This window comes from Enterobacter cloacae complex sp. IR5402 (genome assembly GCF_049238125.1).
GTDB lineage: Bacteria > Pseudomonadota > Gammaproteobacteria > Enterobacterales > Enterobacteriaceae > Enterobacter > Enterobacter hormaechei_C.
The window spans coordinates 188,921-215,166 of sequence record NZ_JBMKHO010000002.1 but is presented as its reverse complement, the minus strand read 5'-3'; the positions used below and the strand labels follow the sequence as shown (position 1 = coordinate 215,166).

Below are 26,246 nucleotides of genomic sequence, written 5' to 3'. Positions count from 1 at the left end.
CTGCCTGAACCTGGTCGTATGCCAGTTTTGCTGTAAGAGGCGAATAATGCCATTTTTGCCTCCAACAGACCATGAATGTTGCACATTAAAACATAACAGCCCGAAACTTTGGATAAAAAAGTGGTCGAACCGCCAGCGTGCATTTACTTCGCTTGCTTTGCCGCCGCGCGTTTGTGACGGATAATTTCGATGACGCCAGGCAGTACGGAAAGCACAATAATCGCTACAATCAGTAACTTAAGGTTTTCCTGAACCACCGGCAGATCGCCAAACAGGTAGCCTGCATAGGTGAACAGCAGCACCCACAGCAGCGCGCCCACCACGTTGTACATGGCAAAATGACGATAGGACATGTGACCCATTCCCGCCACAAACGGTGCAAATGTACGCACAATAGGCACAAAACGGGCAAGGATAATGGTCTTACCGCCATGGCGCTCATAGAACGCATGGGTCTTATCTAAATAACTGCGGCGGAAAATCTTCGAGTCCGGATTACTGAACAACCGCTCGCCAAACACCCGCCCGATGGTGTAGTTGACCGCATCACCAACAATCGCGGCGATGATCATCAGGACGACCATCAGATGGACATTCAGGTCATTCGTTGGCAGTGCGGATAACGCGCCCGCCACGAACAGCAGTGAATCTCCAGGCAGGAACGGCGTAACCACAAGGCCGGTTTCACAGAACAGAATGAGGAACAGAATGGCGTAAACCCAGACGCCGTACTGCGCGACCAGCTCCGCCAGGTGAACATCAATATGCAGGATGAAATCAATCAGAAAACGTATTACGTCCATATTGTCTAAGCCCTAATTGCACCTTTGTTTAGTCCGCTAAAAACAGCGGGCCCATTGGCGGTTTTGGCAGGTCGAACCGGTCCGGATAATCCACCGAAACCAGATACAGCCCTTCCGCTTTCGCCGTTGCTGCCGCAAGCGTTCTGTCCTTCGCTGCAAGCAGTTCTGCAATCCAGCTCTCCGGCTGGTGTCCGGCGCCCACTTCCATCAGGCTGCCCACAATATTCCGCACCATATGATGTACAAAGGCATTGGCTTTGATATCCACCACCACATACGCGCCATACCGACTGACGTTAATGTGCATGACGTTACGCCACGGCGTACGGGACTGACACTGCACCGCACGAAACGACGTAAAATCATTCTCTCCAATCAGACACTGCGCCGCACGCTGCATACGTTCTGCATCCAGCGGTTCATAAAAATGCGTCACGCCCTGGCTTAACACCGCCGGGCGCAGGCGCTGGTTATAGATGACATAACGGTAGCGCCGCGCCGTCGCGCTGAAACGCGCGTGAAAATCATCCGGCACAGCTTTCACCCAACGCACGGCAATGTCACCAGGCAAATTCGCATTTACACCCAGCGTCCAGGCCGCGTCTTTGCGCACGGCGGTGGTGTCAAAATGCACCACCTGCCCCGTGCCGTGAACGCCGGCATCGGTGCGGCCCGCGCAGAAGACGCTTATCGGTTCATTCGCTACCTGAGAGAGCGCTTTCTCCAGCTTCTCCTGGACGCTGCGCACCTCATTCTGCCGCTGCCAGCCATAGTATTTACTGCCATCGTATTCAATGCCGAGGGCAATTCTGTGGACCGGCTTTTGTTCCACATCTGACATCAGTACAGATACTCCTGCACCAGTTTTTCCGCGATTTTGACCGCCATCAGCGCGCCGCCGAAACGCACGTTGTCGGCAACAGACCAGAACTGCACCTGCTCAGGCATACCGTAATCGTTACGCACACAGCCCACAGAGAGATGCGCGCTGCCGGTGGCGTCGCCCACCTGCGTCGGGAATTCGCTCTCTTCGGACAGGACAATGTCCTCTCCGCGGCCAAACGCGTCGCGGGCTTCTTCAGCCGCCAGCGGACGCAGGGCTTCAAACCCGACCATCTGCGCGTGGCCGTAAAAGACCGGAGACTGCACGACATTCGCGGAGATCATCAGCCCGTCATCCTGCAAAATTTTGCGTGCTTCATCGACGATACGACGCTCTTCCCGCACCGAACCTTCACGATCCGGCAGTAGCGGCAGCATGTTGAACGCCAGCTGGCGGCCAAAGAAATCATCTTCGTCGATCGGGATACCGTTCAGCAGCTTCGCGCTCTGCCCTGCCAGTGCGTCTACGGCTTTTTTGCCGTTAGCGGAGGCTGACAGCAGGCTGGTCACGGAAATACGCGACAGGCCACCGTCGTCGATCAGCGGCTTCAGCGCGGTCAGCAGCTGGCTGGTGAGGCTGTTCGGTACTGCAATGATGTTGCGGTTGCGGTAGTCAGCCAGCACAAACGGGTTGACGTCCGGCACCACCAGCGGCACATCCGGCTCCAGGGAGAACAGGCCGCTCAGGTCGATCACCAGACAGCCTGAATTTGTCGCTTCTTCAATGTAAGACGCCGTGGCTTGCGCACCTGCGGCAAAAAACGCCAGCTGAGCCTGCGTCCAGTCAAACGCGGCGGCGTCCTGCACCATCAAGGATTTCCCGCCGAAACGCAGCTGTTCTCCTGCGCTGTCGGTACGCGCCAGTGCGTAAATCTCACCCACCGGGAACTGACGCTCAGCAAGGGTTTCAAGCAGGGCTTCGCCCACGGCGCCAGTGGCACCCAAAATGGCAATGTTCCAGCCTTCAGACATGGTGGTTTACTCCAGAAATAAAAAGCGTCCCTGCCGGAGCATCCGACAGGGAGCATTAAGAAGACATTAACGTGCCGGGTGGTGAACGGCGTTAAATCCCAGTTTATGCAGCAGCCCCGCCGCTGACGCGTCATCGCACATGACATACAGGGAAGACCACTCGCGGCGCTCAAGGTAATTTTTGCGTAGCTTGTCAAACTCACCCGGAATACCCGCCACTTTACGCAGCAGCGCGTCATCGCGGCGCACATCATACACCAAATGCACCAGTCTTTTCAGCGTTGCCTCATCCAGCAGGCCATGAAGGGTAATGCGGCCAAATTCCGGGGCGGGCAGCAGCGTATCCAGCGCTACCTGCTGCGGATGGCCGATAAAGGCGCTGTAAGCCTCAAACACCTGGGTTGTGCCACGCGCTTTGCCTTCAAGGGTATAACCCGCGATATGTGCGGTACCCACGTCTACCTTATCCAGCAATGCGACGTTGAGATCAGGCTCTGGCTCCCAGACGTCCAGCACGACGCTAAGCTCTTGTCCTTCGTCGAGACATGCCAGCAGCGCCGCGTTATCCACCACCGGTCCCCGGCAGGCATTTATCAGAATAGTGCCAGCCTTGAGACGGCGGATCAGCTTTTCGTCGGCCAGGTGCAGGGTCTTATACGGCCCCTCTTTAAAGAGCGGCGTATGGAAGGTGATGACGTCGCACTCGTCGACCAGCTCATCCAGTGTGCGGAAGTCGCCTTCATCACCGTTATCCTTACGCGGCGGATCGCACAGCAGGGTGCGGATTCCCCAGGCTTCCAGACGCTTTTGCAGACGTCCGCCCACGTTGCCCACCCCCACAATCCCGACGGTGCGGTCTTTCAGCGTAAAACCATCGCGCTCGGCCAGCATCAATAGCGAGGAGAAAACATATTCCACGACGGCAATGGCGTTACAGCCTGGCGCCGCGGAAAAACCAATCCCCGCTTGCTTAAGCCACTGGTCATCCACATGATCGGTCCCGGCCGTTGCCGTCCCGACAAATTTAACCCCTTTGCCGGTGAGCAGCGCCTCATTTACTTTAGTCACCGAGCGCACCATCAGGGCGTCTGCATCGTCCAGTTCGCTGACCGGAATCGGGCGACCAGGGACAGCCTTAACCTCACCCAGGCGGCTGAACAGCTCACGGGCGTAAGGCATATTTTCATCAACGAGGATTTTCACGTCTGAGTACCTGTTTGAGAGGAAGTAAACCTGCCAAGTGTGCCATAATCTCGCCGCCGGGCATATATCTCCGCCCGGTTACGCAGAGTTTGACTTTAAGGATTTTTGACGATGCAGCCCATTTCAGGTACGCCTCCGCGCCCTCCGGGTGAAGGCCCCGTAACGCCCAACACGCCAGGCGAACAACCGCTCTCCACGCAGCAACGCACCGTACTGGAGCGTCTGATCACGCGTCTTATTGCGTTGACCTCACAGCAAAACGCAGAGGTGTGGGCCGGCGTGAAGCACGATTTGGGCGTCAGAAACGATGCGCAGCTACAGTCGCGCCATTTCCCTGCCGCCGAACAAAACCTGAACCAGCGTCTTACCAGCGCACAGCAGCAACATACCACCCGCCAGATTATCTCGCAGCTGACCGAGCTGTTGGGCCAGGGGAATAATCGCCAGGCGGTGAGTGATTTTATCCGTCAACAGTACGGTCATACCGCCCTGAGCCAGCTTTCGCCGGAACAGCTGAAAACCGTATTGACCCTGCTGCAAAGCAATCAGCTTTCTATCCCGCAGCCGCAACAGCGCCCGTCTACAGAACGGCCATTGCAGCCTGCGGAGCATAATACGCTCAAGCAGATGGTCACTAAGCTGGCTGCCGCAACCGGCGAACCAACAAAGCTTATCTGGCAATCCATGCTGGAACTTTCCGGTGTGAAAGCGGGCGAGATGATCCCGGCAAAACAGTTTACCCATCTGGTCACCTGGCTCCAGGCGCGTCAGACGCTCAGCACCCAGAGCGCCCCGACCCTGCACAGCGTACAGGCGGCGCTGAAACAACCGCTGGAACCGCACGAGTTCGATACGATCCGGGATTACGCTCAGCAGAGCTGGCAGGCTACGCCGCAAACGGTGCTGACCACCGCCCAGGTGCAGGATGTGCTCAATCAGATCTTCGTTCGCCGCGCCGAGCGGGAAGGCGGTGTGCCGGAGGTAAGAAACATTCAGCCGATCTACAGCCCGCTGTTTGCCCCCGTAGTTGATACGTTCAAAACGCTTTCTGCCCGTCCGGGATTGATGTTGATCGCGTTGGTGATTGCGCTGGCGATTTTCTGGCTGGTTGCGTGAGGATTTGCCCGGTGGCGCTTCGCTTACCGGGTCTTCAACGGCTCGAACAGTAGGCCGGGTAAGGCGAAGCCGCCACCCGGCAACATACTACCGCTTGCGAAACGCCACCATCGTCACCACAATCCCCACCACCGCTGACACCGCACCGGCGAGAAATACGGAAGGATAGCCAAACGACGTTGCAAGCAGCCCCGCCAGCGGCCCGGTGATGCCGTATGAGATATCCTGAAACGCCGCATAGCCGCCCAGCGCCGTGCCGCGCACCTGCGGAGCCACGCGCTTCACCACTTCAACGCCCAGCGCCGGGAAGATCAGCGAGCAGCCGCAGCCGGTTAACGCCGCACCCAGCAGCGCAACGGATGCAGAGGGCGCCTGCCAGAGCAGTACCAGACCCACGGTCTCAATGACAAGTGACGACACGGCCACCTTCACGCCGCCAAAGCGATCCGGCATCCAGCCAAACAGCACGCGCATCAATACAAACGCGCCGCCAAAGGCCGTCAGCGTAAAGCCCGCCATCGCCCAGCCGCGGCTCATGAAATAGAGGGAGACAAAGGTACCAATAACCGCGAAGCCCACCCCCTGAAGCGCCAGCCCAAGCCCCGGCTGCCAGATTTGCCCCACCACGCTCCACAGCGAAGGACGCTCGCCTTTATGGGCGGGCACCTTACGCACCGAACCGTTAAACGCCCACGCCAGCAGCGGCAATACCATGGTGGTGCCTGCCAGCGCCGCAAAACCAAACTGGCTGTGGATCAGCAGCCCCAGCGGCGCGCCTGCCGCCAGCGCGCCGTAAATCGCCATCCCGTTCCAGGACATCACTTTTCCGGAACGCGCAGGTCCCACCAGCCCCATTCCCCAGGTCAGGGTGCCGGTCAGCAGTTGGCTTTCGCCAAAGCCGAGGATCAGGCGCCCTACCACCAGCAGCGCGAATTTATACGCTGCATCTATTGGCAACAGCGCCGCCAGCAGCCAGGCTCCCCCCGCCAGCCCGCAGGCAAACATGCCCTGCAACGCCGAGCGTTTTGCGCCGTGCTGATCCGCCAGGCGACCGGCGTAGCCCCGGGTTAATACCGTCGCTAAAAACTGAATGCCCACCGCAATGCCGACCATGGTGTTGCCATAGCCCAGCTCCTGGTGAACGAACAAGGGGATCACCGGCAGCGGCAGGCCAACGGTCATATAGGTCAGAAACACCGCAAAGGCGATGCGGAAAAGGGAAAGGTTCCCGGAAGGAGCGCTCTTCTCAGGGGTAACAGCCTTCATGCATAACTCCGTGTTCAGGCATAAAAAAAGGGAGCCGCGCGGCTCCCTTCTACTATACCTTCAAACGCTTACGCTTTCAGCTTACGCATCACCAGCGTGGCGTTGGTGCCGCCGAAACCGAAGCTGTTGGACATAACGGTCGTCAGCTCACGTTCGGTGGTTTCAGTCACGATGTTCAGGCCAGCCGCCTGCTCGTCCATCTCTTCGATGTTGATGCTTGGCGCGATAAAGCCGTTTTCCAGCATCAGCAGAGAGTAGATCGCTTCCTGCACGCCCGCCGCACCCAGAGAGTGACCGGTCATGGCTTTGGTTGCAGAGATAGCCGGGCTGTTGTCGCCGAACACTTCACGGATCGCACCCAGCTCTTTCACGTCGCCTACCGGCGTTGAGGTGCCGTGGGAGTTCAGGTAGTCGATTGGAGTATCAACACCGTGCATCGCCATCTTCATGCAGCGCACCGCGCCTTCACCGGATGGAGCAACCATGTCAGCGCCGTCAGACGTTGCGCCGTAGCCCACGATCTCAGCATAGATGTGCGCGCCACGCGCCAGCGCGTGTTCCAGCTCTTCAACCACAACCATACCGCCGCCGCCAGCGATAACAAAACCGTCGCGGTGTGCATCATAAGTACGGGACGCTTTGTCTGGCGTTTCGTTGTATTTGGTGGACAGTGCGCCCATCGCGTCGAACTCACAGGCCATTTCCCAGCCCAGCTCTTCGCCGCCGCCAGCAAATACGATGTCCTGTTTGCCCAGTTGGATCTGCTCAACCGCATTACCGATACAGTGTGCGGAGGTCGCACATGCGGAGCTGATGGAGTAGTTCACACCGTGGATTTTGAACGGCGTTGCCAGGCACGCGGAAACCGCTGAACCCATGGCTTTGGTCACAACATATGGACCGACCGCTTTCAGGCCGCGCGGGCTGCGCATGGCGTCAGCACCGAACACCTGAGCTTTAGAAGAACCGCCGGAACCTGCAATCAGGCCCACGCGTGGGTTGTTCTGGTAAACGTCTTCGCTCAGACCAGAATCCTTGATCGCTTCCTGCATGGAAAGATAGGCGTAGATAGAGGCATCGTTCATGAAACGAACCACTTTACGGTCAATTAAACCGGTGGTGTCCAGTTTAACGTTACCCCATACGTGGCTACGCATTCCAGAATCTTTAAACTCTTCAGAGAAAGTGATCCCGGAGCGTCCTTCACGCAGAGATGCCAGGACTTCCTGCTGGTTATTACCGATGCTGGAAACGATGCCCAGGCCAGTAATCACTGCACGTTTCATTCAATACCTCTGTAAGTCGCACTATAAAAAGTTTCGAGTCGCACAATAGCGTACACTTGTACGCCGAACAAGTCCGATCAGCCATTTTCTGTGGAAATTTGCACCGATGGGCTCACATCGCTAAGATCGTGCCACTGCCTGTCGGACGAGTAACTTACGTGAAACAAAACGCCATACAACCTGCCAACCTCGAATTCAACGCTGAGGGTACACCTGTTTCCCGAGATTTTGATGACGTCTACTTTTCTAATGATAACGGACTGGAAGAGACGCGCTATGTTTTCCTCGACGGAAATCATCTCGGCACCCGCTTCCCTGAGCATCCGCGCAGTCTGTTCGTCGTGGCGGAGAGCGGTTTCGGCACCGGGCTGAATTTTCTGACCCTCTGGCAGGCGTTCGATTGTTTTCGCGCTGCATACCCCGAGGCTACCTTACAAAGATTACATTTCATCAGTTTCGAAAAATTTCCGCTTACCGCGCACGATCTGCGGCTTGCCCATCAGCGCTGGCCGGAGCTTGCCCACTGGGCGGAACAGCTTCAGACCCAGTGGCCACCGGCTATCGGCGGCTGTCATCGTCTGATTCTGGATGACGGACGCGTCACCCTCGACCTGTGGCTGGGCGATATTAACGACCTGACCGATAAGCTTGATGACTCAATGAATCAGAAAGTGGACGCCTGGTTCCTGGACGGTTTTGCGCCCGCTAAAAACCCGGACATGTGGAGCCCGCACCTGTTCAGCGCCATGGCACGTCTGGCGCGCCCGGGCGCGACGCTTGCTACCTTCACCTCCGCGGGCTTTGTCCGTCGTGGGTTGCAGGAGGCGGGGTTTACCATGCGGAAAACCAAAGGCTTTGGCCGCAAACGCGACATGCTGGTCGGGGTGATGGAACAGGATCTGGCGATCCCGGCGCAGGCCCCCTGGTTTGCCCGCCGCGCCAGCACCTCGCGTGAGGTCGCTATTGTGGGCGGGGGTATTGCCAGCGCCCTGCTCTCGCTGGCGCTGCTGCACCGTGGCTGGCAGGTGACGCTCTACTGCGCTGACGAGGCGCCGGCGACGGGCGCATCAGGCAACCGTCAGGGCGCGCTTTATCCCTTATTAAGTTCACACGATCCGGCACTGTTCCAGTTCTTCCCGGCGGCGTTTACGTTTGCTCGCCGCCTTTACGATAGCCTGCCGGTTGCGTTCGACCACGACTGGTGCGGCGTGACGCAGCTCGGCTGGGACGAGAAGAGCCAGCAGAAAATCACACAAATGCTGTCGCTGGGGCTGCCGGAGGACATCGCCCATGCAGTGACGGCACAGCAGGTTACAGAGACCACTGGCGTCGACACCGGCTGCGGGGGTATTCAGTATCCACTCGGCGGCTGGCTGTGTCCGGCTGAACTGACTTCTGCGGCGATAGCCCTCGGGCAGTCGCGTGGGTTGACAGTGCATTATGCCCATAAGGTTCAATCGCTAAGCCGCACTGCGCACTGGAAACTGCGTTTCGCTGACGGTAAAGAGGCGCAGCATGCCAGCGTTGTGCTGGCCAACGGACATCACATCACTCAGTTTACCCAGACAGCGTCATTGGCGGTTTATCCAGTCGGCGGCCAGGTGAGCCATATCCCGACCGCGCCCCAACTGAGCAAACTGCGTCAGGTGCTGTGTTACGACGGCTACCTGACGCCGCAAAATCCCTCCAACGGCCATCACTGCATCGGCGCCAGCTACCATCGCGGTGAAACAGATATGCAGTACAGCGAAGCGGATCAGCAGCAAAACCGACAGCGCCTGGTCGACTGTTTTCCGGATGCGTCGTGGGCGAAAGAGGTTGATGTCAGTGAGGGTCAGGCGCGCTGCGGCGTACGCTGCGCGACCCGCGATCACCTGCCGATGGCGGGAAACGTGCCGGACTATGACGCCACGCTTGAAGTCTATCAGGATCTTGCAGACAGCAAAGAAACGGCGGTAAGTGCGCCCGTTCACCCCGAGCTGTTTATGCTGGGTGGCTTAGGCTCGCGGGGATTGTGCTCCGCGCCGCTGCTGGCTGAAGCGTTAGCCGCGCAAATGAGCGACGAGCCGGTTCCGCTGGACAGGGTTACGCTCGCGGGGCTGAATCCAAACCGACTGTGGGTGCGGAAATTGCTGAAGGGGAAAATGGTCAAGTAGGGTGCGGTCTGGTGCCCTCACCCCGGCCCTCTCCCTGTGGGAGAGGGCGGTGATACACTTACTTCGCTTTCGCCTGCTGGAACAAATTATCCCACATGCCCAGCACTAAAGACTGGTCGCGCGGAGAGAGTTCCCCGGCCTGAATAGCGTTTTCCAGGCTGCGAGTGACTTCCGCGTGAACGGCGTCGGCAGAGTGATCGTCCCCGGCTTCCAGCGCGGCTACCGCCAGCGTCAGGTGACCACGCAGATAACCGCTGGCGAACAGCTCATCATCACTGGCGTGTTCCACCATGTCATCAATTAACGCCAGAATGCGTGATTCAAATTCTGCGATCATCTTCTTTCCTCTGTTAAAGATCTTCCGGCCACGGGAAGCGTTCCGCCGTGATCTCCGGCGTGTGGTAATAATTCTGTAAAGCCTCGATCAGGCGTGCCGGACGTGCCGGGATGCCTTTCTCAAGATATTCCATCACCTGCGCATGAACGCGGCGCTGGAAGACGATACGGTCTGGCTCGAAGTCGCCTTCGAGGTTGTCACAGCTCACGTTGAACGGGAAACCCGCCGCCACGCAGAACAGCCATTCCAGCGCCTGGGGTTTCACCTCCACATCTTCAAACTGCCCCTGGGTGGCGGCGTCGCGCCCGTCCGGGCAGTACCAGTAACCAAAGTCCACCAGCTCGCGACGCGCTTTCCCGGCGATACACCAGTGCGAAATTTCGTGCAAACCGCTGGCGTAAAAGCCGTGGGCAAAGATGATGCGGTTATACGGAACCTCGTCATCAGCTGGAAGATAGATCGGTTCGTCGTCGCCTTTAATCAGACGGGTATTAAAATCATCAGCAAAACAGCTATCGAAGATCTCAATCAGCTGTTCGTAGTTATGCGTACTGTTCATTAGTTCATCCCCAACCAGGTGAGGATCTCCTGTCCATGGCTGTCATAAAGAAGTTTGGCGCTCATCACCGCCGAGACGACAACAATCATCGGGCGGATCAGCTTTTGCCCTTTGCTTAATACCAGACGCGAGCCTGCGCGCGCGCCCAAAAACTGCCCTGCCATCATCACAAACCCGGTTGCCCAGATAACCTTGCCGCCAATGATAAACAGCAGCAGACCGCCAACGTTGGAGGTCGCGTTGAGGACTTTGGCGTGGGCGGTGGATTTGGCGAGGTTGAACCCGGCCAGCGTCACGAATGCCAGCGCGTAAAACGAGCCTGCCCCCGGGCCAAAGAAGCCATCGTAAAAACCGACGCAGCCACCGGCGATCAGCGCAAACGGCAGGCCGTGAAGGCGACGCTGTCGATCTTCTTCCCCGAGCTTTGGCATGAGTAAGAAATAGAGGCCGATACAGATAACCAGCAGCGGCAGGATCTGGCGCAGAATGTCGGACTGTACGTGCTGGACCAGCAGCGCGCCCGCCGTTGAGCCAATAAACGTCATCAGGATATTGAGCTTCTGATCGGCGAGATTCACCACTTTACGCCGAATGAAATAGAGCGACGAGGAGAGCGAACCGCCGCATGCCTGGAGTTTGTTGGTGGCAAGCGCCTGGGCAGGGCTCATGCCTGCCGCCAGCAACGCCGGAACGGTGAGCAACCCGCCGCCGCCCGCCAGGGCATCGATAAATCCGGCTAACATTGCAACAAAAAAGAGCACCGCCAGCAGCAGCGGTGACACCATGAACAGGTCGACGAAATTATCCATTAAAGTACATGCTCATCCAGTAGCGCCTGGCAGGAAGGCGGCAACGGAGGCGGTGTCTTCTTCTCAGGCTTAGAGGTTCCAGGCTTGGCTGGTTCAAACCAGCTTTGCAGTTCGTAACCACAACCATCGCCAGGCGGTGGCAGCGGCTGATCTTCACATTCCAGGCTGTTCGCCGGGCAGCGCAGGCGAACATGCATATGGGCACGATGCTGGAACCACGGGCGCACTTTACGCAACCAGTCGCGATCCGTTCCCGCATCCAGGCAAAGCTGCTGCTTGATGGCCGGATTAACAAAGATCCGCGTGACGTCGTTATCCTTTGCCGCCAGCTTAATCATGCTGGAAATTTCCGGCGACCATCGCGAGGCGACGACACGTTTACCGTCGGCCGAGACCAGATCCAGCGCCTGCGGTTTCAGCAGTTGCGCTGAGCTCCAGCGCGTTTTCGGCAATTGCAGGAAGATATCCACATCCAGTCCGGTCTGGTGGCTGGCGTGACCGCCGTTAAAGCGGCCACCGGCAGGCATCCCCATATCGCCAATCAGCATCGTGCCCAGCCCCAGATTATGCACCTGGTTGCCAAGACGCTGAATAAAAAGCACCAGGTCAGGATGGCCGAAATAACGGCGCTGGTCGGTGCGCATCACCTGATAGGTATCCGATTGCAGCGGAAGTTCCTGCGCGCCGACGATACACCCGTTGGAGAAAGCGCCAATGGACTGCGCGCTCCCCGCTACCGGATGGGTGGTTTTCTGCCATGGCGTAGCGGCCAGGCTTGCTCCACTGACCAGCAGCGCCAGCAGAGCGATTGCGGTTTTTTTCATAGTTACCAGCGTGGAATGGTGGTCGTCACATCCGCATTCTGCGCGCGCTGGCGCAGGAAGTGATCCATCAGCACGATCGCCAGCATCGCTTCTGCGATCGGTACCGCGCGGATCCCCACGCACGGATCGTGACGCCCTTTGGTGATCATCTCAACTTCATCGCCAGCGCGGTTAATCGTGTGGCCCGGCACGGTAATGCTGGACGTTGGCTTCAGCGCGATATTGGCAATAATTTGCTGCCCGCTGCTGATGCCGCCCAGAATGCCGCCCGCATGGTTGCTCTGGAAACCCGCCTTCGTGATTTCGTCGCGGTTCTGGCTGCCGCGAAGCTTAACCACGTCAAAACCGTCGCCGATTTCAACGCCTTTCACCGCGTTGATGCTCATCAGCGCGTGGGCGATGTCGGCGTCAAGGCGGTCAAATACCGGCTCGCCCCAGCCAGCCGGCACGCCATCGGCCACCACGGTGACTTTCGCACCAATGGAATCGCCCTCTTTTTTCAGGCCACGCATCAGCTCATCCAGCGCGTCCAGCTTGTCGGCATCGGCGCAGAAGAACGGGTTAAGTTCTACCTGATCCCAGTCTTTGATGGCCAGCGGAATGTCGCCCATCTGGGTCAGACAGCCGCGGATAACGATGCCGAATTTCTGCTGGAGATATTTTTTGGCAATCGCCCCTGCCGCCACGCGCATCGCGGTTTCACGTGCGGAAGAACGTCCGCCGCCGCGATAGTCGCGAAAGCCATATTTTTGTTCGTAGGTGTAATCAGCGTGGCCCGGACGGAAGACGTCTTTAATCGCGCCGTAGTCCTGAGAACGCTGATCGGTGTTTTCAATCAGCAGACCAATGCTGGTCCCGGTGGTACGGCCTTCAAATACGCCGGAGAGAATTTTGACCTGGTCCGGCTCGCGACGCTGCGTGGTGTAGCGAGAGGTACCCGGACGCCGACGGTCAAGGTCATGCTGTAAATCGGCTTCGGTCAGTTCGATGCCTGGCGGGACGCCATCAACGATACAACCCAGTGCCAGACCGTGCGACTCGCCAAAGGTGGTCACACGGAATACCTGTCCAATACTGTTTCCTGCCATCACGGCTCCGATGTTGTTGTTTGTGTTTGAGCGTTGTGAAACGGGCCGAAGCCCGCTGGATTAATCTTTGTAAATGCTGAAGTATTCGCGAGCATCAAGCAGCTGCGCCTTGGTCAGCATAAAGACGCCGTCACCGCCGTTGTCGAACTCAAGCCAGGTGAACGGCACATCCGGGTACTGCTCTATCAGATGTACCATGCTGTTGCCCACTTCACAAATCAGAACGCCGTCGTCGGTCAGATAATCCGGCGCGCAGGCCAGGATGCGGCGGGTCAGCTTCAGCCCGTCAGAGCCGGACGCCAGACCCAGCTCCGGCTCGTGACGGTACTCGTTCGGCAGGTCGGACATGTCTTCTGCATCCACGTACGGCGGATTGGTGACGATCAGGTCGTATTGCAGCGTCGGCAGGTCGCGGAACAGGTCAGAGCGGATAGGCGTGACGTGATGAATCAGCCCGTGCTCTTCAATGTTGTGTTCGGTGACGGCCAGCGCGTCGGTGGAGATATCGACGGCGTCCACTTCCGCTTCCGGGAAGGCGTACGCGCAGGCAATGGCGATGCAGCCGCTGCCGGTGCACATATCAAGAATGTGCTGCGGCTGATGGTTAATCAGGCCGTCAAAGTGGTTGTTGATCAGCTCGCCAATCGGCGAGCGCGGCACCAGCACGCGTTCATCAACATAGAACTCATGGCCGCAGAACCAGGCTTTGTTGGTCAGGTAAGCCACCGGAATGCGCTCGTTCACGCGACGGATCACGCGCTCAACGATGCGGTGTTTTTCGCTGGAGGTCAGGCGCGCGGTGCGCATGTCTTCCGGAATATCCAGCGGCAGATAGAGAGACGGCAGCACCAGCTGAACGGCCTCATCCCACGGGTTATCCGTACCGTGGCCGTACCAGATATTGGCGGCGCTGAAGCGGCTAACCGACCAGCGCAACATGTCCTGTATGGTATGCAGCTCGTTTACTGCTTCATCGACAAAAATTTTATCCACTCTTTCCTCCAGGGCATGCTCGCATAATTTTCGGCGGCTAGTTTGCCATGAAGACGGCGATAAATCAGCAATGACGCGTGTCGCTTGAGGTTAAAAAATGCGTTTAGTCGGGTACACTATCGGAAATACGAGATGAGAATGACGAATGAAAAAGAAAACATCGCTCAGCGAGGAGGATCAGGCTCTCTTCCGCCAGCTGATGACCGGGACGCGTCAAATCACGCACGACACCATTGTCCATCGCCCGCAGCGTAAAAAAGTCAGCGAGGTTCCGGTCAAACGTCTGCTCCAGGAGCAGGCCGATAACAGCCACTATTTTTCAGATGAGTTTCAGCCGCTGCTCAATACTCAGGGTGCGGTGAAATACGTGCGCGAAGACGTCAGCCATTTTGAACTGAAAAAATTACGCCGGGGAGATTACTCGCCGGAGCTGTTCCTCGATCTGCATGGGTTGACCCAGATGCAGGCGAAACAGGAGCTGGGGGCGTTGATCGCGGCATGTCGTCGCGAGCATGTTTTTTGCACCTGCGTAATGCACGGCCACGGCAAACATATTCTTAAGCAACAGACACCGCTGTGGCTGGCTCAGCACCCGCACGTGATGGCGTTTCATCAGGCACCCAAAGAGTACGGCGGAGATGCCGCATTGCTGGTATTGATTGAAGTGGAGGAGTGGCAGCCGCCAGAGTTGCCCTGACAGGATGGCGGGAGGCACGCTGCACCCCGCCATATCGCACGTCACGTCAGATGGCTTTTGCCATCTTCAGGTTGCACGGACTCATTTGCCAGTTAAAGACCCCTTTGCCGGTTTCGTCGAGGGTGACGTTGGCAATGGCGGACGTAGTGAACATCGGTGGCGTTTCGCCCGGGCACAGCTCAGATACCAGATAGCCGACCAGCGGCAGGTGGGAAATGACCAGTGCGGAAGCGACACCTTCATTGCACAGCGCCTGAAGATAAGCACTGACAAGGCCAACATCGCCACACGGCGTAAGTTCAGGGAGCACATCCACACTGGATGGCAGGTTCATACACTCCCCTACCACATCCAGCGTCTGTTCTGCCCGCAGGAACGGACTCACCAGAACGCGTTCAATGTCCACTTTTTGACCTTTAAGCCATGTCGCCATCTGACGGGATTCGTCGCAGCCACAGACGGTTAAAGGACGTACTGAGTCACTGGCGGCATCGAGTGCCGCGTCGCCGTGACGCATGATAAAAACTTGCATATTGCACCGCTTTTGTTAACCAGAATCACCGGCGTTGACTACCCGCGATTAATGCTCTGAGGTAGAAAACCCGATGGCCGGGCATTGTGCCTGATCCATTCGGTGAATGAAACGCTGTTTTTTACCTCAATGGCGTAAGTATAGTCAATCTCTGTTTACAATTTCGCCAGAACAGGTTCCATCACCTCAGGATTTACCCTTCTTTGACTTCAGTTTACGCAATCAGTTTCCCTTACGGGCCAGAATGTCTGACCCCGTTCCGCCATCTGCAATAATTCGTCACAAGGTGTAAACCGTGGACCATATTGCGAGGCCAGACGTTGCAGAATCGCAACCACTTCACCCGCCCCGAGGGTATCCATATACCGGAACGGACCGCCAAGGAATGGCGGAAAACCGATACCAAACACGGCGCCGATGTCGCCGTCGCGTGCGCTCTTGATCACCTGCTCACCAAAGCAGCGCGCCGCTTCATTGAGCATCATCATTACGCAGCGCTCAGCACACTGAACCGCCGACAATTTTGCCTGACCCGTGACAGGAATAAGCGCATAAACCGAAGGGTCGACCTGTTTCTTGCTTTTACGCCCTTTCGCGGCGTAAAGATAGAAACCGCGTTCATTTTTTCTGCCTTTGCGATCGTCCTTCAAAATTGCAGAAACAAAGTTTGCAGGCGGCGCAAAACGATCGCCATAAGCCGCTTCCAGCACAGGGATAATTTTAGTCCCCGTATCAATTCCTACCTCATCCAAAAGTTGGATTGGGCCGACGGGGAAACCAAACTTCACCAGAGCGTCATCGACGTGCTCAATTTTCTCCCCTTCCGTCAGCAACCGCATCGCTTCGTTAATGTACGGCGCCAGAATGCGGTTGACGTAGAAGCCGGCTTTGTCCGCGACCACAATCGGGGTTTTGCCCTGTTTTTTCGCCAGTTTCATCACGGTGGCAATAGTTTGCGGGCTGGTTGTGGCATGCGGGATAACCTCCACCAGCGGCATTTTTTCGACAGGGCTGAAATAGTGCAGCCCTATTACCTTCTCCGGGCGCACGGCTTTCGCCGCGATGTCGCCGATCGGCAAAGACGAGGTGTTTGACGCGAAAATGGTGTGCGGCGCGCAGTGCTGTTCAACGTCCGCCACCATCTGCTGCTTAAGGGCCAGATCTTCGAACACGGCTTCAATCACCAGATCGCGGTGTGCAAACCCACTGTAGTCGGTGGCGCCAGTGATCATCGCGAGGGTTTTATCGCGCTCACTGGCCTTGATATGGCGGCGTTTCACTTTGCGATCAAGGTTCTGCCAGCTGTACTGCAACGCATGGTTGATACCCTTAGGGTTGATATCTTTGATACGTACGGGCAATTTGCCTTTGCTGGCGGTGACAAATGCGATGCCGCCGCCCATCAGCCCACCACCCAGAACGCCAACGGCGCGCAGCAGAGCCGGTTCAGCTTCACTGCCCGGATCTTTTTTAACCTCCGTGCTGGCAAAGAAAATGCCGCGCAGCGCCTGCGACTGCGGCGTCATCGCCAGCTCGCCAAAGGCTTTCGCTTCCGCAGCATAACCGCTGCTGCTGCCCTGCGATAAACCGGTTTCAATCACCTTCAGAATGCGCGTCGCTGCCGGATAATTCCCTTTGGTTTTTTGCTCGGTTTTTTTACCCACCATATTGAACAGCAGCGTGCGCCCCAGCGGCCCGGCGAGGATACGCTCGCGCACCGGCAGAGGGCGTTTCGCCTGACGACCTTTCAGCGCCCGCTCAACGGCGGCCTCAAGCAAGATGGCGTGCGGAACGACCTCATCAACCAGACCCGCCTTTAATGCCTGACGGGCGCGCAGCTGTTTACCGGTTAAAATCATCTCCAGCGCCGTACTGACGCCTACCAGACGCGGCAGGCGCTGCGTGCCACCTGAACCGGGCAGCAATCCAAGCTGTACCTCCGGCAGTCCGAGTACCGTTTTCGCATCGTCGGTACAAATGCGGCTGTGACAGGCCAGCGCCAGCTCAAGCCCACCGCCCAGGCAGGCCCCGTGGATCGCAGCGACAACGGGTATCGACAGCGCATGGATCTCCGCCATTACCTGCTGCCCTTGACGCGCCAGGTCTTCTGCTTCCTGAGCGCTTTTCGCCCGGGCAATCATGTTGATATCGGCCCCGGCAATAAAGTTATCCGGCTTTGCCGAGATAAATACCAGGCCACGTATCGCTTTGTTTTCGCGGATCTGTCTGAGCATCGCACGCACCTGAACGCCGAACTCGGCCTTCAGGGTGTTCATCTTTTCGTCGGGTACATCAATGGTGATAACAGCCACGTTATCAAGGCGAACAGCCAGGTTAAATGCAGATGTCGTTTCCATTATTCAGCCTCCAGAACCATTGCTGCACCCAGGCCGCCCGCCGCACAGGCGGTAACGAGACCAAAACCGCCGCCGCGGCGACGCAGCTCGTGCAAAGTCTGGGTTATCATTCTCGCGCCGGTCGCCGCAAATGGATGGCCGTAGGCGATGGATCCGCCAAGCACGTTAAACTTACTCTGATCCACTTCGCCGGTCGCGTGGGCGCGGCCCAGTACATCGCGCGCGAAGCGCTCGCTTGCCAGCAGCTGAATGTTTGCCAGGGTTTGTGCGGCAAAGGCTTCGTGCATATCGATCAGGGTTAAGTCAGCCAGCGTCAACCCCGCACGCTCCAGCGCCAGGGGCGTGGACCAGGCCGGACCGAGCAGCATGTCCTGCCAGACATCAATGGCGGTAAAGGCGTAGCTACGCAAATAGCCCAGCGGTGTGATGCCAAGCTCTTTCGCCCGGGATTCCGTCATCAGGATCACGGCGGCGGCACCGTCCGTCAGTGGCGTACTGTTGGCCGCCGTAACGGTGCCATGTTTACGATCAAACGCCGGGCGCAGTTTTGCGTAATCCTCCAGCGTCGAGGTGCCACGGATATTGTTATCTTCCACCAGCGGTTCGCGGAAAGGCGGGATATAAGCAGTCATCACCTCGTCGGCAAGTTTGCCTTCCGACCAGGCCTTCGCAGCGAGCTGATGCGAGCGATGCGCCAGTGCATCCTGCTGTTCGCGGGTAATACCGTAGGTTTTTGCCATCTGCTCGGCAGTGTCGCCCATACGCAGGCCGGTGGAGTATTCAGCAACGGCAGGTGGCACGGGCATGAGGTCGCGCAGGCGTAAACGCGAGAAGAGTTTAAGCTTTGCACCGGTAGTGCGAGCTTTGTTGGCATCCACGAGGATGCGGGCCAGCTGTTTGCTGACGCCGATGGGCAGCACGGAGGAGGAATCCGCGCCGCCGGCGATCCCCGCGCGAATGGTCCCCGCCATCAGGCTTTCCGCCACGTTCGCCACCGTCTGGAAACTGGTGGCGCAGGCGCGGCTGACGCTGTAGGCGTCGGTATGAACATTCATGCCGGTACCCAGCACGATTTCACGCGCGATATTGGGTGCTTCCGGCATCTGCACCACCTGGCCGAAAACCAGTTGCTCAATAACCTCTGGCGGGATCTCGCTGCGAGCCAGCATCTCCCCCACCACCATTTTTCCCAGATCGACAGCCGGTATACCGTGAAACGCGGTTGCCTGACGCGCAAACGGCGTACGTAACCCGCTGATAATGGCAATGCGGTCACCGTGTCGGGTGATAAGCGGTAATGCCTGACTCATAACACTCCCCTGTAAAAAAATTTTGCGCGCACATTAAGTGGTCTGACCTGATAATAGTCTTAACTATTTTTTTACATTGAGCCAATCGGGGAAGCGAAAAATTGCGAGCTAAGGCACAGAGAAGAAAAAGAAAATGCCCCTGCATAGCAGAGGCATTTGTGAGATTTGTTGCCGGGTTGCGGCGTTGCCTTACCCGGCCTACACGATCATAGGCCCGTGCAAAAAGTATTAACGCAGGCCTAACTGGAAGATCAGCGTTTCTGCTTCGCAGGCGAACACAAAGTCGATATCCAGCTGCACGCCGCCTTCTACTTCCGTGAAGGTGGATTTGATTTCACACGGATCGGATTCGACTTCACGCGCGCGCTGGCTCAGCGCGGCCAGCGTCTCTTCCGCTTCAGCACGGTTAGGGAATACGCGGCTGTAAGAGGCGGTGCAATCGGTGTTGTCCATAATGGTGCCAACATCCATACAGCAGCAAACCGGGGTTTCATCAGCACTGCATTTACTCATAGCTCAATTTCCTCTGTATTCGCGCAGGGCGCGAGATAAACACGATGCGTCTATTTTACGCCCCCGGACGAGCCCCCTCCAGCCGTTAATGGCGCAAAATCGGATAAGTGAGCAATATCACACTAAAAAATGATCTAAAACAAAATTCCCCTTTTCAGAGGAATCGCACTGGTCACAATTTTGCCAACCAGATCTCGTTTCAAGAAACATATCTGAAAATATTAATAAACAAACTTGCAACATCCCAGCTGGTCAGACCTATACTCTCGCCACTGGTCTGATTTGTAAGTCATACCTCAGACCCTACACTTCGCGCTCCTGTTACGGTATGTAACAATTATTGAATAAAAATAACTCAATGAGGTTATGGTCATGAGCCAGAAAACCCTGTTCAAACAAACTGCTTTAGCAGTTGCAGTGGCAATCGTCTCAACGTCCGCCTGGTCAGCGGGCTTCCAGTTAAACGAATTTTCTTCCTCTGGCCTTGGCCGTGCGTATTCCGGGGAAGGTGCGATTGCCGATGACGCAGGCAACGCGAGCCGTAACCCGGCGCTGATCATGATGTTTGATCGCCCTACCTTCTCTGCCGGTGCGGTTTACATCGATCCTGATGTCAATATTTCTGGCAAATCTCAGTTCACCGGCGCAGATCTGAAGGCGGATAACATTGCGCCGACCGCGTGGGTGCCTAACCTGCACTTTGTTGCGCCAATCAATGAACAGTTTGGTTGGGGTGCCTCTGTCACCTCTAACTATGGCCTGGCAACGGAGTTCAATAACAACTATCCGGCCGGGGAATACGGCGGTAAAACCGACCTGACGACCCTGAACCTCAACCTGAGCGGCGCATATCGTCTGAACGATAACTGGAGCTTTGGTCTGGGCTTTGATGCTGTTTACGCCGATGCAAAAATCGAGCGTTACTCCGGGGAGCAAACTGCTGCGCTGCCGAAAAACAGCAATAAAATTGCCAGCCTGAAAGGCGATGAATGGGGCTACGGCTGGAACGCCGGTATCCTGTATGAACTGGATAAAAACAACCGCTGGGGTCTGACCTACCGCTCAGAAGTGAAGATTGACTTCGATGGCGATTACAAAAGCGGCATCCTGAGCCCAGTCAACGGTATGGTACCGGGCGCAGGCACCACCATTCCATGGGGTACCTCGAATCAAACCGTACCGGGTTCACTGTCACTGCATCTGCCAGAAATGTGGGAAGTGTCAGGTTATAACCGCGTTGCGCCGCAGTGGGCTATTCACTATAGCCTCGCGTATACCAGCTGGAGCCAGTTCCAGGAGCTGAAAGCCACCGGCAGCAACGGCCAGACGCTGTTCTATAAAGACGAAAGCTTCCACGATGCTTACCGTATCGCACTTGGTACGACCTATTATATGGATGACAACTGGACGTTCCGTACCGGCGTGGCATTTGATGACAGCCCGGTACCGGCCGATAAACGTTCGATCTCCATTCCGGATCAGGACCGTTTCTGGGTGAGTGCGGGGGCAACCTACGCGTTCAACGAGAATGCTTCTATCGACGCGGGCGTGTCGTACATGCATGGACAGAAAGTGACCTTCCAGGAAGGCCCTTACGAGTTTACCTCTGAAGGTAAAGCCTGGCTGTTTGGTACCAACTTCAACTACGCGTTCTAATCCCAACACGATTAAAAAAGGTGAGCATCGCTCACCTTTTTTATTTATTCCGAATCGATATCTTTTAATTCGTTCTCGATGGCTTTCGCGTTCGGATTATCTTCCGGCTTCAGCTTACCGCCGTTGGCAATAAAGTCATGGTTCTGGAAGTAGGCCTCGCGGACCATGATGTACGGATCGGAAGACTGACGCAGCAGACCGTCAGAGTCCAGCAGTTGCGCACGTGTTTCAATTCCTTCCACGGTCCATTTACCAATCGACAGCGGCCAGGTGAGCCATGACAGCACCGGATACAACGTATCCACCATGTCGCCGCCATCATCACGCACGGTAAAGCTGCCGTAGAATGGCAGGTGCACATACGGCCCATAACCTACGCCATAATGCCCCAGCGTGCTGCCGAAACGGTGCGGCTGTTCACGCTGTAATTTCGGGTTCGCCATGCCCGCGACATCAATTAAGCCGCCCATACCCAGCAGGGAGTTCAGGAAGAAGCGGGTGAAATGCACCATCCCCTGATACGGGTCGCCCTGGAGGAAGTAGTTGACCATAACCGCTGGCTCTTCCAGGTTACTGGTAAAGTTGCTCAGCCCGTTACGCGCCGGCTGCGGAACGTAGTCACGCCATGCCACGGCAACCGGACGAACCAGATACGGATCCAGCACATTATAGTTAAAGCTGTACATTGAACGGTTAAATCCTTCGAGAGGATCGGAGCGTCCCGTTTGCTCGCCAGAGCTGGCGCAGCCCACAAGCATTGTTACGCCCAGCGCAAGCGCCGACAGCCGAAGCTTCATAAATTTCTCCCTGTTCAATATGGCTATCGTTGAATGCCATCTGTGACGGAGCCGGTGATGCTCCGCCTGAAACGTGCAAGTGATTGTAACAGCACGCTTACCGATGTCTACGAGGACAATGACGACCCGCTCGCGTCATCACGCTAATTTCAGCATAGCCTGTCTTTCAGAATTCGTTTCGCTGGCAATTTTATATTGGCTTTGAAAGAGATGTCTCACCTTTATTGCCATTTACAGCAATTTAAGAGCATCCCCACGGGCAAGGCGCTAAAAGCCGCTACGCTTAAATGAGCAATTACCCCGAAGGAGCTGTTATGAAAGACATTAACGAAGAAAAAATTGGCGAGAACAATGAAGAACTTGAGATTGAAAGTGAGGAGAAAGACCGGGGAGAAGAGATAGAAGTCGATGAAGATCGCCTGCCGTCACGCGCCATGGCTATTCATGAGCATATTCGCCAGGACGGGGAAAAAGAGATGGAGCGCGACGCGATGGCCCTGCTGTGGTCAGCCATTGCAGCCGGTCTGTCAATGGGCGCCTCTTTGCTCGCCAAAGGGATATTTCACGTTCAGCTGGAAGGCGTACCGGGCGGGTTTTTGCTGGAAAATTTAGGCTACACGTTCGGCTTTATTATCGTCATTATGGCGAGACAGCAGCTTTTTACGGAGAATACCGTCACTGCCGTACTGCCCGTCATGCAAAATCCGACCCTCGGTAATTTCGGTTTACTGATGCGCCTGTGGAGCGTCGTGCTGCTGGGGAACCTCATCGGTACGGGTATAGCCGCCTGGGCGTTCGAGTATATGCCAATATTTGATGAACCGACCCGCGACGCATTTGTGAAAATTGGCATGGATGTGATGAAAAACACGCCGGTTGAAATGTTCTCTAATGCTATAATTTCCGGCTGGATCATCGCCACTATGGTGTGGATGTTCCCCTCAGCGGGCAGCGCGAAAATCGTGGTGATTATCCTGATGACCTGGCTTATCGCACTCGCCGATACCACGCACATTGTTGTCGGAACCGTTGAAATCCTTTATCTGGTATTTAACGGCACACTCCACTGGAGCGACTTTTTCTGGCCGTTCGCCCTGCCAACCCTCGCAGGCAACATTTGTGGCGGGACCTTTATCTTTGCGCTGTTGAGCCATGCGCAAATCCGTAACGACATGTCCAACAAGCGTAAGGCCGAGCTTAAGGCTCAGGAAAAAAAGGATAAAACTGCCGAAAAATCGGCGTGAACGGTGACTCTTTGACCAGTCAGGCGGCAATGCGCTTAACGAAAAGTGTAAATAACGCTATACTCTTGCCGCTTCGTCCCCTTAGTTAAATGGATATAACGAGCCCCTCCTAAGGGCTAGTTGCAGGTTCGATTCCTGCAGGGGACACTTCTGTCTTTCCTTACGCCCCCTTCCAAAGCTCCACGCAGTTTCGGCCACGCCGTTTCGCGCCGTATAAGGCTTCATCCGCCGCCTGAATCAATCGCTCGTAATCGGGATGCCCGTTGAACATCGCCACCCCTATCGAGAGGGAGAGCGGGATAATATCGCCGGTTGGGGAGTTAACCTTGATTTTTTCCACCCGCCTGCGGATACGCTCGGCGATTCGCAGCGCGTCCACCTCTGAGATTTCCGTTAGCACAATCAGAAATTCATCGCCGCCGTAGCGAAAAACGTAATCACAGGTTCGCACGTTGTCGTAGAACGCGCCGGAGACTTTTCGCAGGATCTCGTCCCCGGTATTGTGCCCCCAGGTATCGTTGATTTGTTTAAATTTGTCGACGTCAATCAGCAGCGTCGAGAGCTTTGTTCCCGCCCGGGTGGCGTGCAGGATTTCGCGTTTGAAGATGGTTGGCAGGAAACGGCGATTCAACAGGCGGGTCAGGACATCAACCCCCACCTCGTGTCGCGACACTTCGTCAAACAGTTCGCGCAAAAGCGTGATGATTTGCGAGAGCGTATTACGCATTCGCTGCAAGAATTTATCCCGCTGCGCTTTATCACTCAGACCCTGCCCTGAAAGACGGACCTCGTTAAAAAGGTCATCGAATTCCTGAATCAGACGAGAGATATGACCAGCCTCAGCGATCCCGCTGAAATAGTGCCGACCTTTATGGCTAAACCACAGTCCAAATTCAGACTGCCCCAGCGGCAGACTGTTGCCGATACTGGAATTAAGCGTGATCTTATACAGAAGCACCATTTCCCATGACAGCAGCGCCGCGGTCTGTCTCTCCTTCTCCTCTTCTGCGTTCTCCATTAAGGAAAAGATGCGGTAATTTTCGTCCTCTTTCGCCGCATTGTTCTCGCTAAATACATAGGCCCGCGACATCACTTCCATGGCCAGATCGATACTGTTAATCGCGTAGTGATAAATATGCAGCTTCACCTCAGGCGAATGGGCGCTGGTAGTAATGACAGGTAACAGCAGCTTTTTCAGAACACGGAAGCCCATTTCAACTAAATCAACCGAAATACCAATACGGGCATGAACATCCGCAGCGCGCTGCTGCGCCCGCATCTGCTCTTCAACCTGCTCCACACGGCATGAGAGCACATCAATAAGCCAGCGACGAAGCGCCTCCTGAAGCTGCCTCTCCACCTGTTCGGTGGTCAGGAATTCAGCTGCCGACGGATCTGCCAGCACAACACGATAGAATTCAGCGACCAGGGGCGTTGCGTTGTCCCTGGCAAGCTCAGTCGCAAGCCGATGCACATCGGGATCGGTTTCATTAATTAGCTTCACCCACTCTTCTTTCACCGTTTGCAGGTAGGTTTCCATGGTCTGCACCTTCAGGAGGCATGCGGGAACGCAGATTTAACAATAGCAAAATCAAACCACTCCGCAATTGCCGCTTTTTTAAACAAAAACGAGTGATAGCTCATAATGTATAACGGTGCTACATTATGCCGCCCACCCAAGTCAGCAATGGCCAGGCAACGTCGTAAAGAACGGTAAAGCCTGCAACCATGACCTCGTCCTACGGTCTTAATGGCACGTGGTATCGCGAAGTCTGCGCTACCTTCACAGGCTTTACATAGGTTCCACTATTTTGTCTCAATCCAAATTTCAGCGGGCGTTTCTGCACCCGCGCTACTGGTTTACGTGGTTTGGCCTTGGCGTACTTTGGCTGCTGGTTCAACTTCCTTATCCCGTGATCCGTTTCCTGGGTTCGAAGCTCGGCAGCGCATCGCGTCACTTCCTTAAGCGTCGTGAGTCCATTGCCCGAAAAAATCTCGAACTTTGCTTTCCACATTACAATGCGCAGCAGCGCGAAACGCTGATTGCGGAAAACTTTAAATCTATCGGTATGGCGCTGCTTGAAACCGGTATGGCCTGGTTCTGGCCAGACGAGCGTGTCCGTAAATGGTTTGACGTGGAAGGTCTGGATAACCTGAAACGTGCCCAGATGCAAAACCGCGGCGTGATGGTTGTGGGTGTGCATTTTATGTCGCTTGAGCTGGGTGGCCGCGTTATGGGCCTTTGTCAGCCGATGATGGCAACCTATCGCCCGCATAACAGCGCGCTGATGGAATGGGTACAAACGCGGGGCCGCATGCGTTCAAATAAGGCGATGATCAGCCGTAACAATTTGCGCGGTATGGTTGGCGCCCTGAAAAAAGGTGAAGCAGTCTGGTTTGCCCCGGATCAGGACTACGGTCCTAAAGGCAGCAGCTTTGCCCCTTTCTTTGCGGTTAAAGATGTCGCTACGACGAACGGTACCTTTGTGATTTCACGTCTCTCAGGCGCCGCGATGTTGACGGTGACCATGGTCAGAAAAGCGGATAAGTCAGGCTATCGTCTGCATATCTCCCCAGAGATGGCGAACTATCCTGAAGATGAGAGTGAAGCCGCGACCTTTATCAATAAGGTGATTGAGTTTGAGATTATGCGTGCGCCTGAGCAGTATCTGTGGATGCACCGCCGCTTTAAAACCCGTCCCCTGGGCGAAGCCTCACTCTATATCTGACCCCTTTCGGAGGTTAGTTTCGCTAAGAAACTAACCTTTTCAAACACCTGTAATCACAGTGCGTAACGGCTTTTATCGACCGTCGCTCAACAGGCATTTATTGCGTACCGAAATCAA

24 protein-coding genes and 1 tRNA gene are annotated in these 26,246 nt (G+C 56.1%); 7 read left to right on the top strand and 18 right to left on the bottom strand.

All coding sequences use genetic code 11. From position 1 onward, the window contains the following. Positions 1-143: 143 nt before the first annotated feature. The 4 genes from ACOTXL_RS04305 to pdxB form a co-directional block, all read right to left on the bottom strand. Positions 144-803, bottom strand: a complete 660-nt coding sequence (locus ACOTXL_RS04305) for a DedA family protein (protein WP_003861406.1) — start codon at positions 801-803, stop codon at positions 144-146. 28 nt (positions 804-831) lie between these two features. Continuing rightward, a complete protein-coding gene (gene truA / locus ACOTXL_RS04300) occupies positions 832-1,644 on the bottom strand; it encodes a tRNA pseudouridine(38-40) synthase TruA (protein ID WP_001286071.1) in 813 nt (270 codons plus the stop codon). Continuing rightward, positions 1,644-2,657: an aspartate-semialdehyde dehydrogenase gene (locus tag ACOTXL_RS04295; protein ID WP_003861403.1), complete on the bottom strand. Its 1,014-nt coding sequence runs from the start codon at positions 2,655-2,657 to the stop codon at positions 1,644-1,646. The genes truA and ACOTXL_RS04295 overlap by 1 nt, the downstream gene beginning before the upstream one ends. Positions 2,658-2,723: 66 nt before the next feature. After that, positions 2,724-3,860, bottom strand: coding sequence for a 4-phosphoerythronate dehydrogenase PdxB (pdxB, locus tag ACOTXL_RS04290; protein WP_023314591.1), 1,137 nt, complete (start codon positions 3,858-3,860; stop codon positions 2,724-2,726). Between the two features lie 111 nt (positions 3,861-3,971). Here pdxB and flk point away from each other — a divergent pair, with 111 nt between their 5' ends. Further along, the gene (flk, locus tag ACOTXL_RS04285; RefSeq protein ID WP_045331054.1) at positions 3,972-4,976 is read left to right on the top strand and encodes a flagella biosynthesis regulator Flk; all 1,005 of its coding nucleotides are present in this window, start codon (positions 3,972-3,974) and stop codon (positions 4,974-4,976) included. 87 nt (positions 4,977-5,063) lie between these two features. Here flk and ACOTXL_RS04280 read toward each other — a convergent pair whose 3' ends face one another. Together ACOTXL_RS04280 and fabB are read right to left on the bottom strand one after the other, a co-directional pair. Beyond that, on the bottom strand, positions 5,064-6,242 hold the full coding sequence (locus tag ACOTXL_RS04280) for an MFS transporter (protein ID WP_003861397.1): 1,179 nt from the start codon (positions 6,240-6,242) through the stop codon (positions 5,064-5,066). 68 nt (positions 6,243-6,310) lie between these two features. After that, on the bottom strand, positions 6,311-7,528 hold the full coding sequence (gene fabB, locus ACOTXL_RS04275; RefSeq protein ID WP_003861395.1) for a beta-ketoacyl-ACP synthase I: 1,218 nt from the start codon (positions 7,526-7,528) through the stop codon (positions 6,311-6,313). A 158-nt stretch (positions 7,529-7,686) separates the two neighbouring features. Here fabB and mnmC point away from each other — a divergent pair, with 158 nt between their 5' ends. Further along, a complete protein-coding gene (mnmC, locus tag ACOTXL_RS04270) occupies positions 7,687-9,684 on the top strand; it encodes a bifunctional tRNA (5-methylaminomethyl-2-thiouridine)(34)-methyltransferase MnmD/FAD-dependent 5-carboxymethylaminomethyl-2-thiouridine(34) oxidoreductase MnmC (RefSeq protein ID WP_045345828.1) in 1,998 nt (665 codons plus the stop codon). A gap of 58 nt (positions 9,685-9,742) precedes the next feature. Here the strand turns inward: mnmC and ACOTXL_RS04265 are convergent, their stop codons facing one another. The 6 genes from ACOTXL_RS04265 to prmB are packed head-to-tail and all read right to left on the bottom strand — an operon-like array spanning position 9,743 to position 14,294. Beyond that, entirely contained in the window at positions 9,743-10,021 is a 279-nt protein-coding gene (locus tag ACOTXL_RS04265; RefSeq protein ID WP_003861391.1) for a YfcL family protein, read from the bottom strand. 13 nt (positions 10,022-10,034) lie between these two features. Continuing rightward, positions 10,035-10,580 carry an elongation factor P hydroxylase gene (locus ACOTXL_RS04260; RefSeq protein WP_023314593.1) on the bottom strand — a complete coding sequence of 182 codons (546 nt, stop codon included), beginning with the start codon at positions 10,578-10,580 and terminating at the stop codon, positions 10,035-10,037. Then, positions 10,580-11,389 carry a sulfite exporter TauE/SafE family protein gene (locus tag ACOTXL_RS04255; protein WP_003861386.1) on the bottom strand — a complete coding sequence of 270 codons (810 nt, stop codon included), beginning with the start codon at positions 11,387-11,389 and terminating at the stop codon, positions 10,580-10,582. Before ACOTXL_RS04255 ends, ACOTXL_RS04260 begins: the two co-directional genes overlap by 1 nt. Further along, on the bottom strand, positions 11,389-12,213 hold the full coding sequence (gene mepA, locus ACOTXL_RS04250; RefSeq protein WP_045345826.1) for a penicillin-insensitive murein endopeptidase: 825 nt from the start codon (positions 12,211-12,213) through the stop codon (positions 11,389-11,391). The genes ACOTXL_RS04255 and mepA overlap by 1 nt, the downstream gene beginning before the upstream one ends. A 2-nt stretch (positions 12,214-12,215) precedes the next feature. After that, the gene (aroC, locus tag ACOTXL_RS04245) at positions 12,216-13,301 is read right to left on the bottom strand and encodes a chorismate synthase (protein WP_003861383.1); all 1,086 of its coding nucleotides are present in this window, start codon (positions 13,299-13,301) and stop codon (positions 12,216-12,218) included. Between the two features lie 60 nt (positions 13,302-13,361). After that, on the bottom strand, positions 13,362-14,294 hold the full coding sequence (gene prmB / locus ACOTXL_RS04240; RefSeq protein WP_003861381.1) for a 50S ribosomal protein L3 N(5)-glutamine methyltransferase: 933 nt from the start codon (positions 14,292-14,294) through the stop codon (positions 13,362-13,364). Positions 14,295-14,439: 145 nt separating this feature from the next. Between prmB and smrB the strand changes: the two genes are divergently transcribed. After that, entirely contained in the window at positions 14,440-14,991 is a 552-nt protein-coding gene (gene smrB, locus ACOTXL_RS04235) for an endonuclease SmrB (RefSeq protein ID WP_022651546.1), read from the top strand. Between the two features lie 46 nt (positions 14,992-15,037). On the opposite strand, the gene sixA is transcribed toward smrB, so the two are convergent. From sixA to ACOTXL_RS04215, 4 genes are all read right to left on the bottom strand, one after another. Then, positions 15,038-15,523 carry a phosphohistidine phosphatase SixA gene (gene sixA / locus ACOTXL_RS04230; protein ID WP_003861375.1) on the bottom strand — a complete coding sequence of 162 codons (486 nt, stop codon included), beginning with the start codon at positions 15,521-15,523 and terminating at the stop codon, positions 15,038-15,040. A 209-nt stretch (positions 15,524-15,732) separates the two neighbouring features. After that, positions 15,733-17,880: a fatty acid oxidation complex subunit alpha FadJ gene (gene fadJ, locus ACOTXL_RS04225; protein ID WP_045345825.1), complete on the bottom strand. Its 2,148-nt coding sequence runs from the start codon at positions 17,878-17,880 to the stop codon at positions 15,733-15,735. After that, on the bottom strand, positions 17,880-19,190 hold the full coding sequence (gene fadI, locus ACOTXL_RS04220; RefSeq protein WP_045350209.1) for an acetyl-CoA C-acyltransferase FadI: 1,311 nt from the start codon (positions 19,188-19,190) through the stop codon (positions 17,880-17,882). Before fadI ends, fadJ begins: the two co-directional genes overlap by 1 nt. Before the next feature lie 228 nt (positions 19,191-19,418). Next, positions 19,419-19,703: a YfcZ/YiiS family protein gene (locus ACOTXL_RS04215; protein ID WP_003861368.1), complete on the bottom strand. Its 285-nt coding sequence runs from the start codon at positions 19,701-19,703 to the stop codon at positions 19,419-19,421. Between the two features lie 372 nt (positions 19,704-20,075). Between ACOTXL_RS04215 and fadL the strand changes: the two genes are divergently transcribed. Further along, the gene (fadL, locus tag ACOTXL_RS04210; RefSeq protein WP_003861367.1) at positions 20,076-21,359 is read left to right on the top strand and encodes a long-chain fatty acid transporter FadL; all 1,284 of its coding nucleotides are present in this window, start codon (positions 20,076-20,078) and stop codon (positions 21,357-21,359) included. 44 nt (positions 21,360-21,403) lie between these two features. Here the strand turns inward: fadL and mlaA are convergent, their stop codons facing one another. After that, positions 21,404-22,156 (bottom strand): phospholipid-binding lipoprotein MlaA, encoded by a 753-nt coding sequence (gene mlaA / locus ACOTXL_RS04205; RefSeq protein WP_003861365.1) that lies wholly within the window; start codon positions 22,154-22,156, stop codon positions 21,404-21,406. A 314-nt stretch (positions 22,157-22,470) separates the two neighbouring features. Here mlaA and ACOTXL_RS04200 point away from each other — a divergent pair, with 314 nt between their 5' ends. After that, positions 22,471-23,400: a formate/nitrite transporter family protein gene (locus ACOTXL_RS04200; RefSeq protein ID WP_003861364.1), complete on the top strand. Its 930-nt coding sequence runs from the start codon at positions 22,471-22,473 to the stop codon at positions 23,398-23,400. Positions 23,401-23,475: 75 nt separating this feature from the next. Beyond that, positions 23,476-23,547: transfer RNA gene (locus ACOTXL_RS04195), tRNA-Arg, on the top strand. A 13-nt stretch (positions 23,548-23,560) separates the two neighbouring features. On the opposite strand, the gene ACOTXL_RS04190 is transcribed toward ACOTXL_RS04195, so the two are convergent. Next, on the bottom strand, positions 23,561-24,940 hold the full coding sequence (locus ACOTXL_RS04190) for a diguanylate cyclase (protein WP_003861362.1): 1,380 nt from the start codon (positions 24,938-24,940) through the stop codon (positions 23,561-23,563). Positions 24,941-25,208: 268 nt separating this feature from the next. Between ACOTXL_RS04190 and lpxP the strand changes: the two genes are divergently transcribed. Beyond that, positions 25,209-26,129 (top strand): kdo(2)-lipid IV(A) palmitoleoyltransferase, encoded by a 921-nt coding sequence (gene lpxP, locus ACOTXL_RS04185; RefSeq protein ID WP_086527955.1) that lies wholly within the window; start codon positions 25,209-25,211, stop codon positions 26,127-26,129. Positions 26,130-26,246 lie beyond the last annotated feature (117 nt).

Excerpts from the sequence above, each read along its gene's own strand:
- ACOTXL_RS04305 (WP_003861406.1), bottom strand. The coding sequence starts at position 803 with ATGGACGTAATACGTTTTCTGATTGATTTCATCCTGCATATTGATGTT.
- truA (WP_001286071.1), bottom strand. The coding sequence starts at position 1,644 with ATGTCAGATGTGGAACAAAAGCCGGTCCACAGAATTGCCCTCGGCATT.
- ACOTXL_RS04295 (WP_003861403.1), bottom strand. The coding sequence starts at position 2,657 with ATGTCTGAAGGCTGGAACATTGCCATTTTGGGTGCCACTGGCGCCGTG.
- flk (WP_045331054.1), top strand. The coding sequence starts at position 3,972 with ATGCAGCCCATTTCAGGTACGCCTCCGCGCCCTCCGGGTGAAGGCCCC.
- ACOTXL_RS04280 (WP_003861397.1), bottom strand. The coding sequence starts at position 6,242 with ATGAAGGCTGTTACCCCTGAGAAGAGCGCTCCTTCCGGGAACCTTTCC.
- fabB (WP_003861395.1), bottom strand. The coding sequence starts at position 7,528 with ATGAAACGTGCAGTGATTACTGGCCTGGGCATCGTTTCCAGCATCGGT.
- ACOTXL_RS04265 (WP_003861391.1), bottom strand. The coding sequence starts at position 10,021 with ATGATCGCAGAATTTGAATCACGCATTCTGGCGTTAATTGATGACATG.
- ACOTXL_RS04260 (WP_023314593.1), bottom strand. The coding sequence starts at position 10,580 with ATGAACAGTACGCATAACTACGAACAGCTGATTGAGATCTTCGATAGC.
- ACOTXL_RS04255 (WP_003861386.1), bottom strand. The coding sequence starts at position 11,389 with ATGGATAATTTCGTCGACCTGTTCATGGTGTCACCGCTGCTGCTGGCG.
- mepA (WP_045345826.1), bottom strand. The coding sequence starts at position 12,213 with ATGAAAAAAACCGCAATCGCTCTGCTGGCGCTGCTGGTCAGTGGAGCA.
- aroC (WP_003861383.1), bottom strand. The coding sequence starts at position 13,301 with ATGGCAGGAAACAGTATTGGACAGGTATTCCGTGTGACCACCTTTGGC.
- smrB (WP_022651546.1), top strand. The coding sequence starts at position 14,440 with ATGAAAAAGAAAACATCGCTCAGCGAGGAGGATCAGGCTCTCTTCCGC.
- sixA (WP_003861375.1), bottom strand. The coding sequence starts at position 15,523 with ATGCAAGTTTTTATCATGCGTCACGGCGACGCGGCACTCGATGCCGCC.
- fadJ (WP_045345825.1), bottom strand. The coding sequence starts at position 17,880 with ATGGAAACGACATCTGCATTTAACCTGGCTGTTCGCCTTGATAACGTG.
- fadI (WP_045350209.1), bottom strand. The coding sequence starts at position 19,190 with ATGAGTCAGGCATTACCGCTTATCACCCGACACGGTGACCGCATTGCC.
- ACOTXL_RS04215 (WP_003861368.1), bottom strand. The coding sequence starts at position 19,703 with ATGAGTAAATGCAGTGCTGATGAAACCCCGGTTTGCTGCTGTATGGAT.
- fadL (WP_003861367.1), top strand. The coding sequence starts at position 20,076 with ATGAGCCAGAAAACCCTGTTCAAACAAACTGCTTTAGCAGTTGCAGTG.
- mlaA (WP_003861365.1), bottom strand. The coding sequence starts at position 22,156 with ATGAAGCTTCGGCTGTCGGCGCTTGCGCTGGGCGTAACAATGCTTGTG.
- ACOTXL_RS04200 (WP_003861364.1), top strand. The coding sequence starts at position 22,471 with ATGAAAGACATTAACGAAGAAAAAATTGGCGAGAACAATGAAGAACTT.
- ACOTXL_RS04190 (WP_003861362.1), bottom strand. The coding sequence starts at position 24,940 with ATGGAAACCTACCTGCAAACGGTGAAAGAAGAGTGGGTGAAGCTAATT.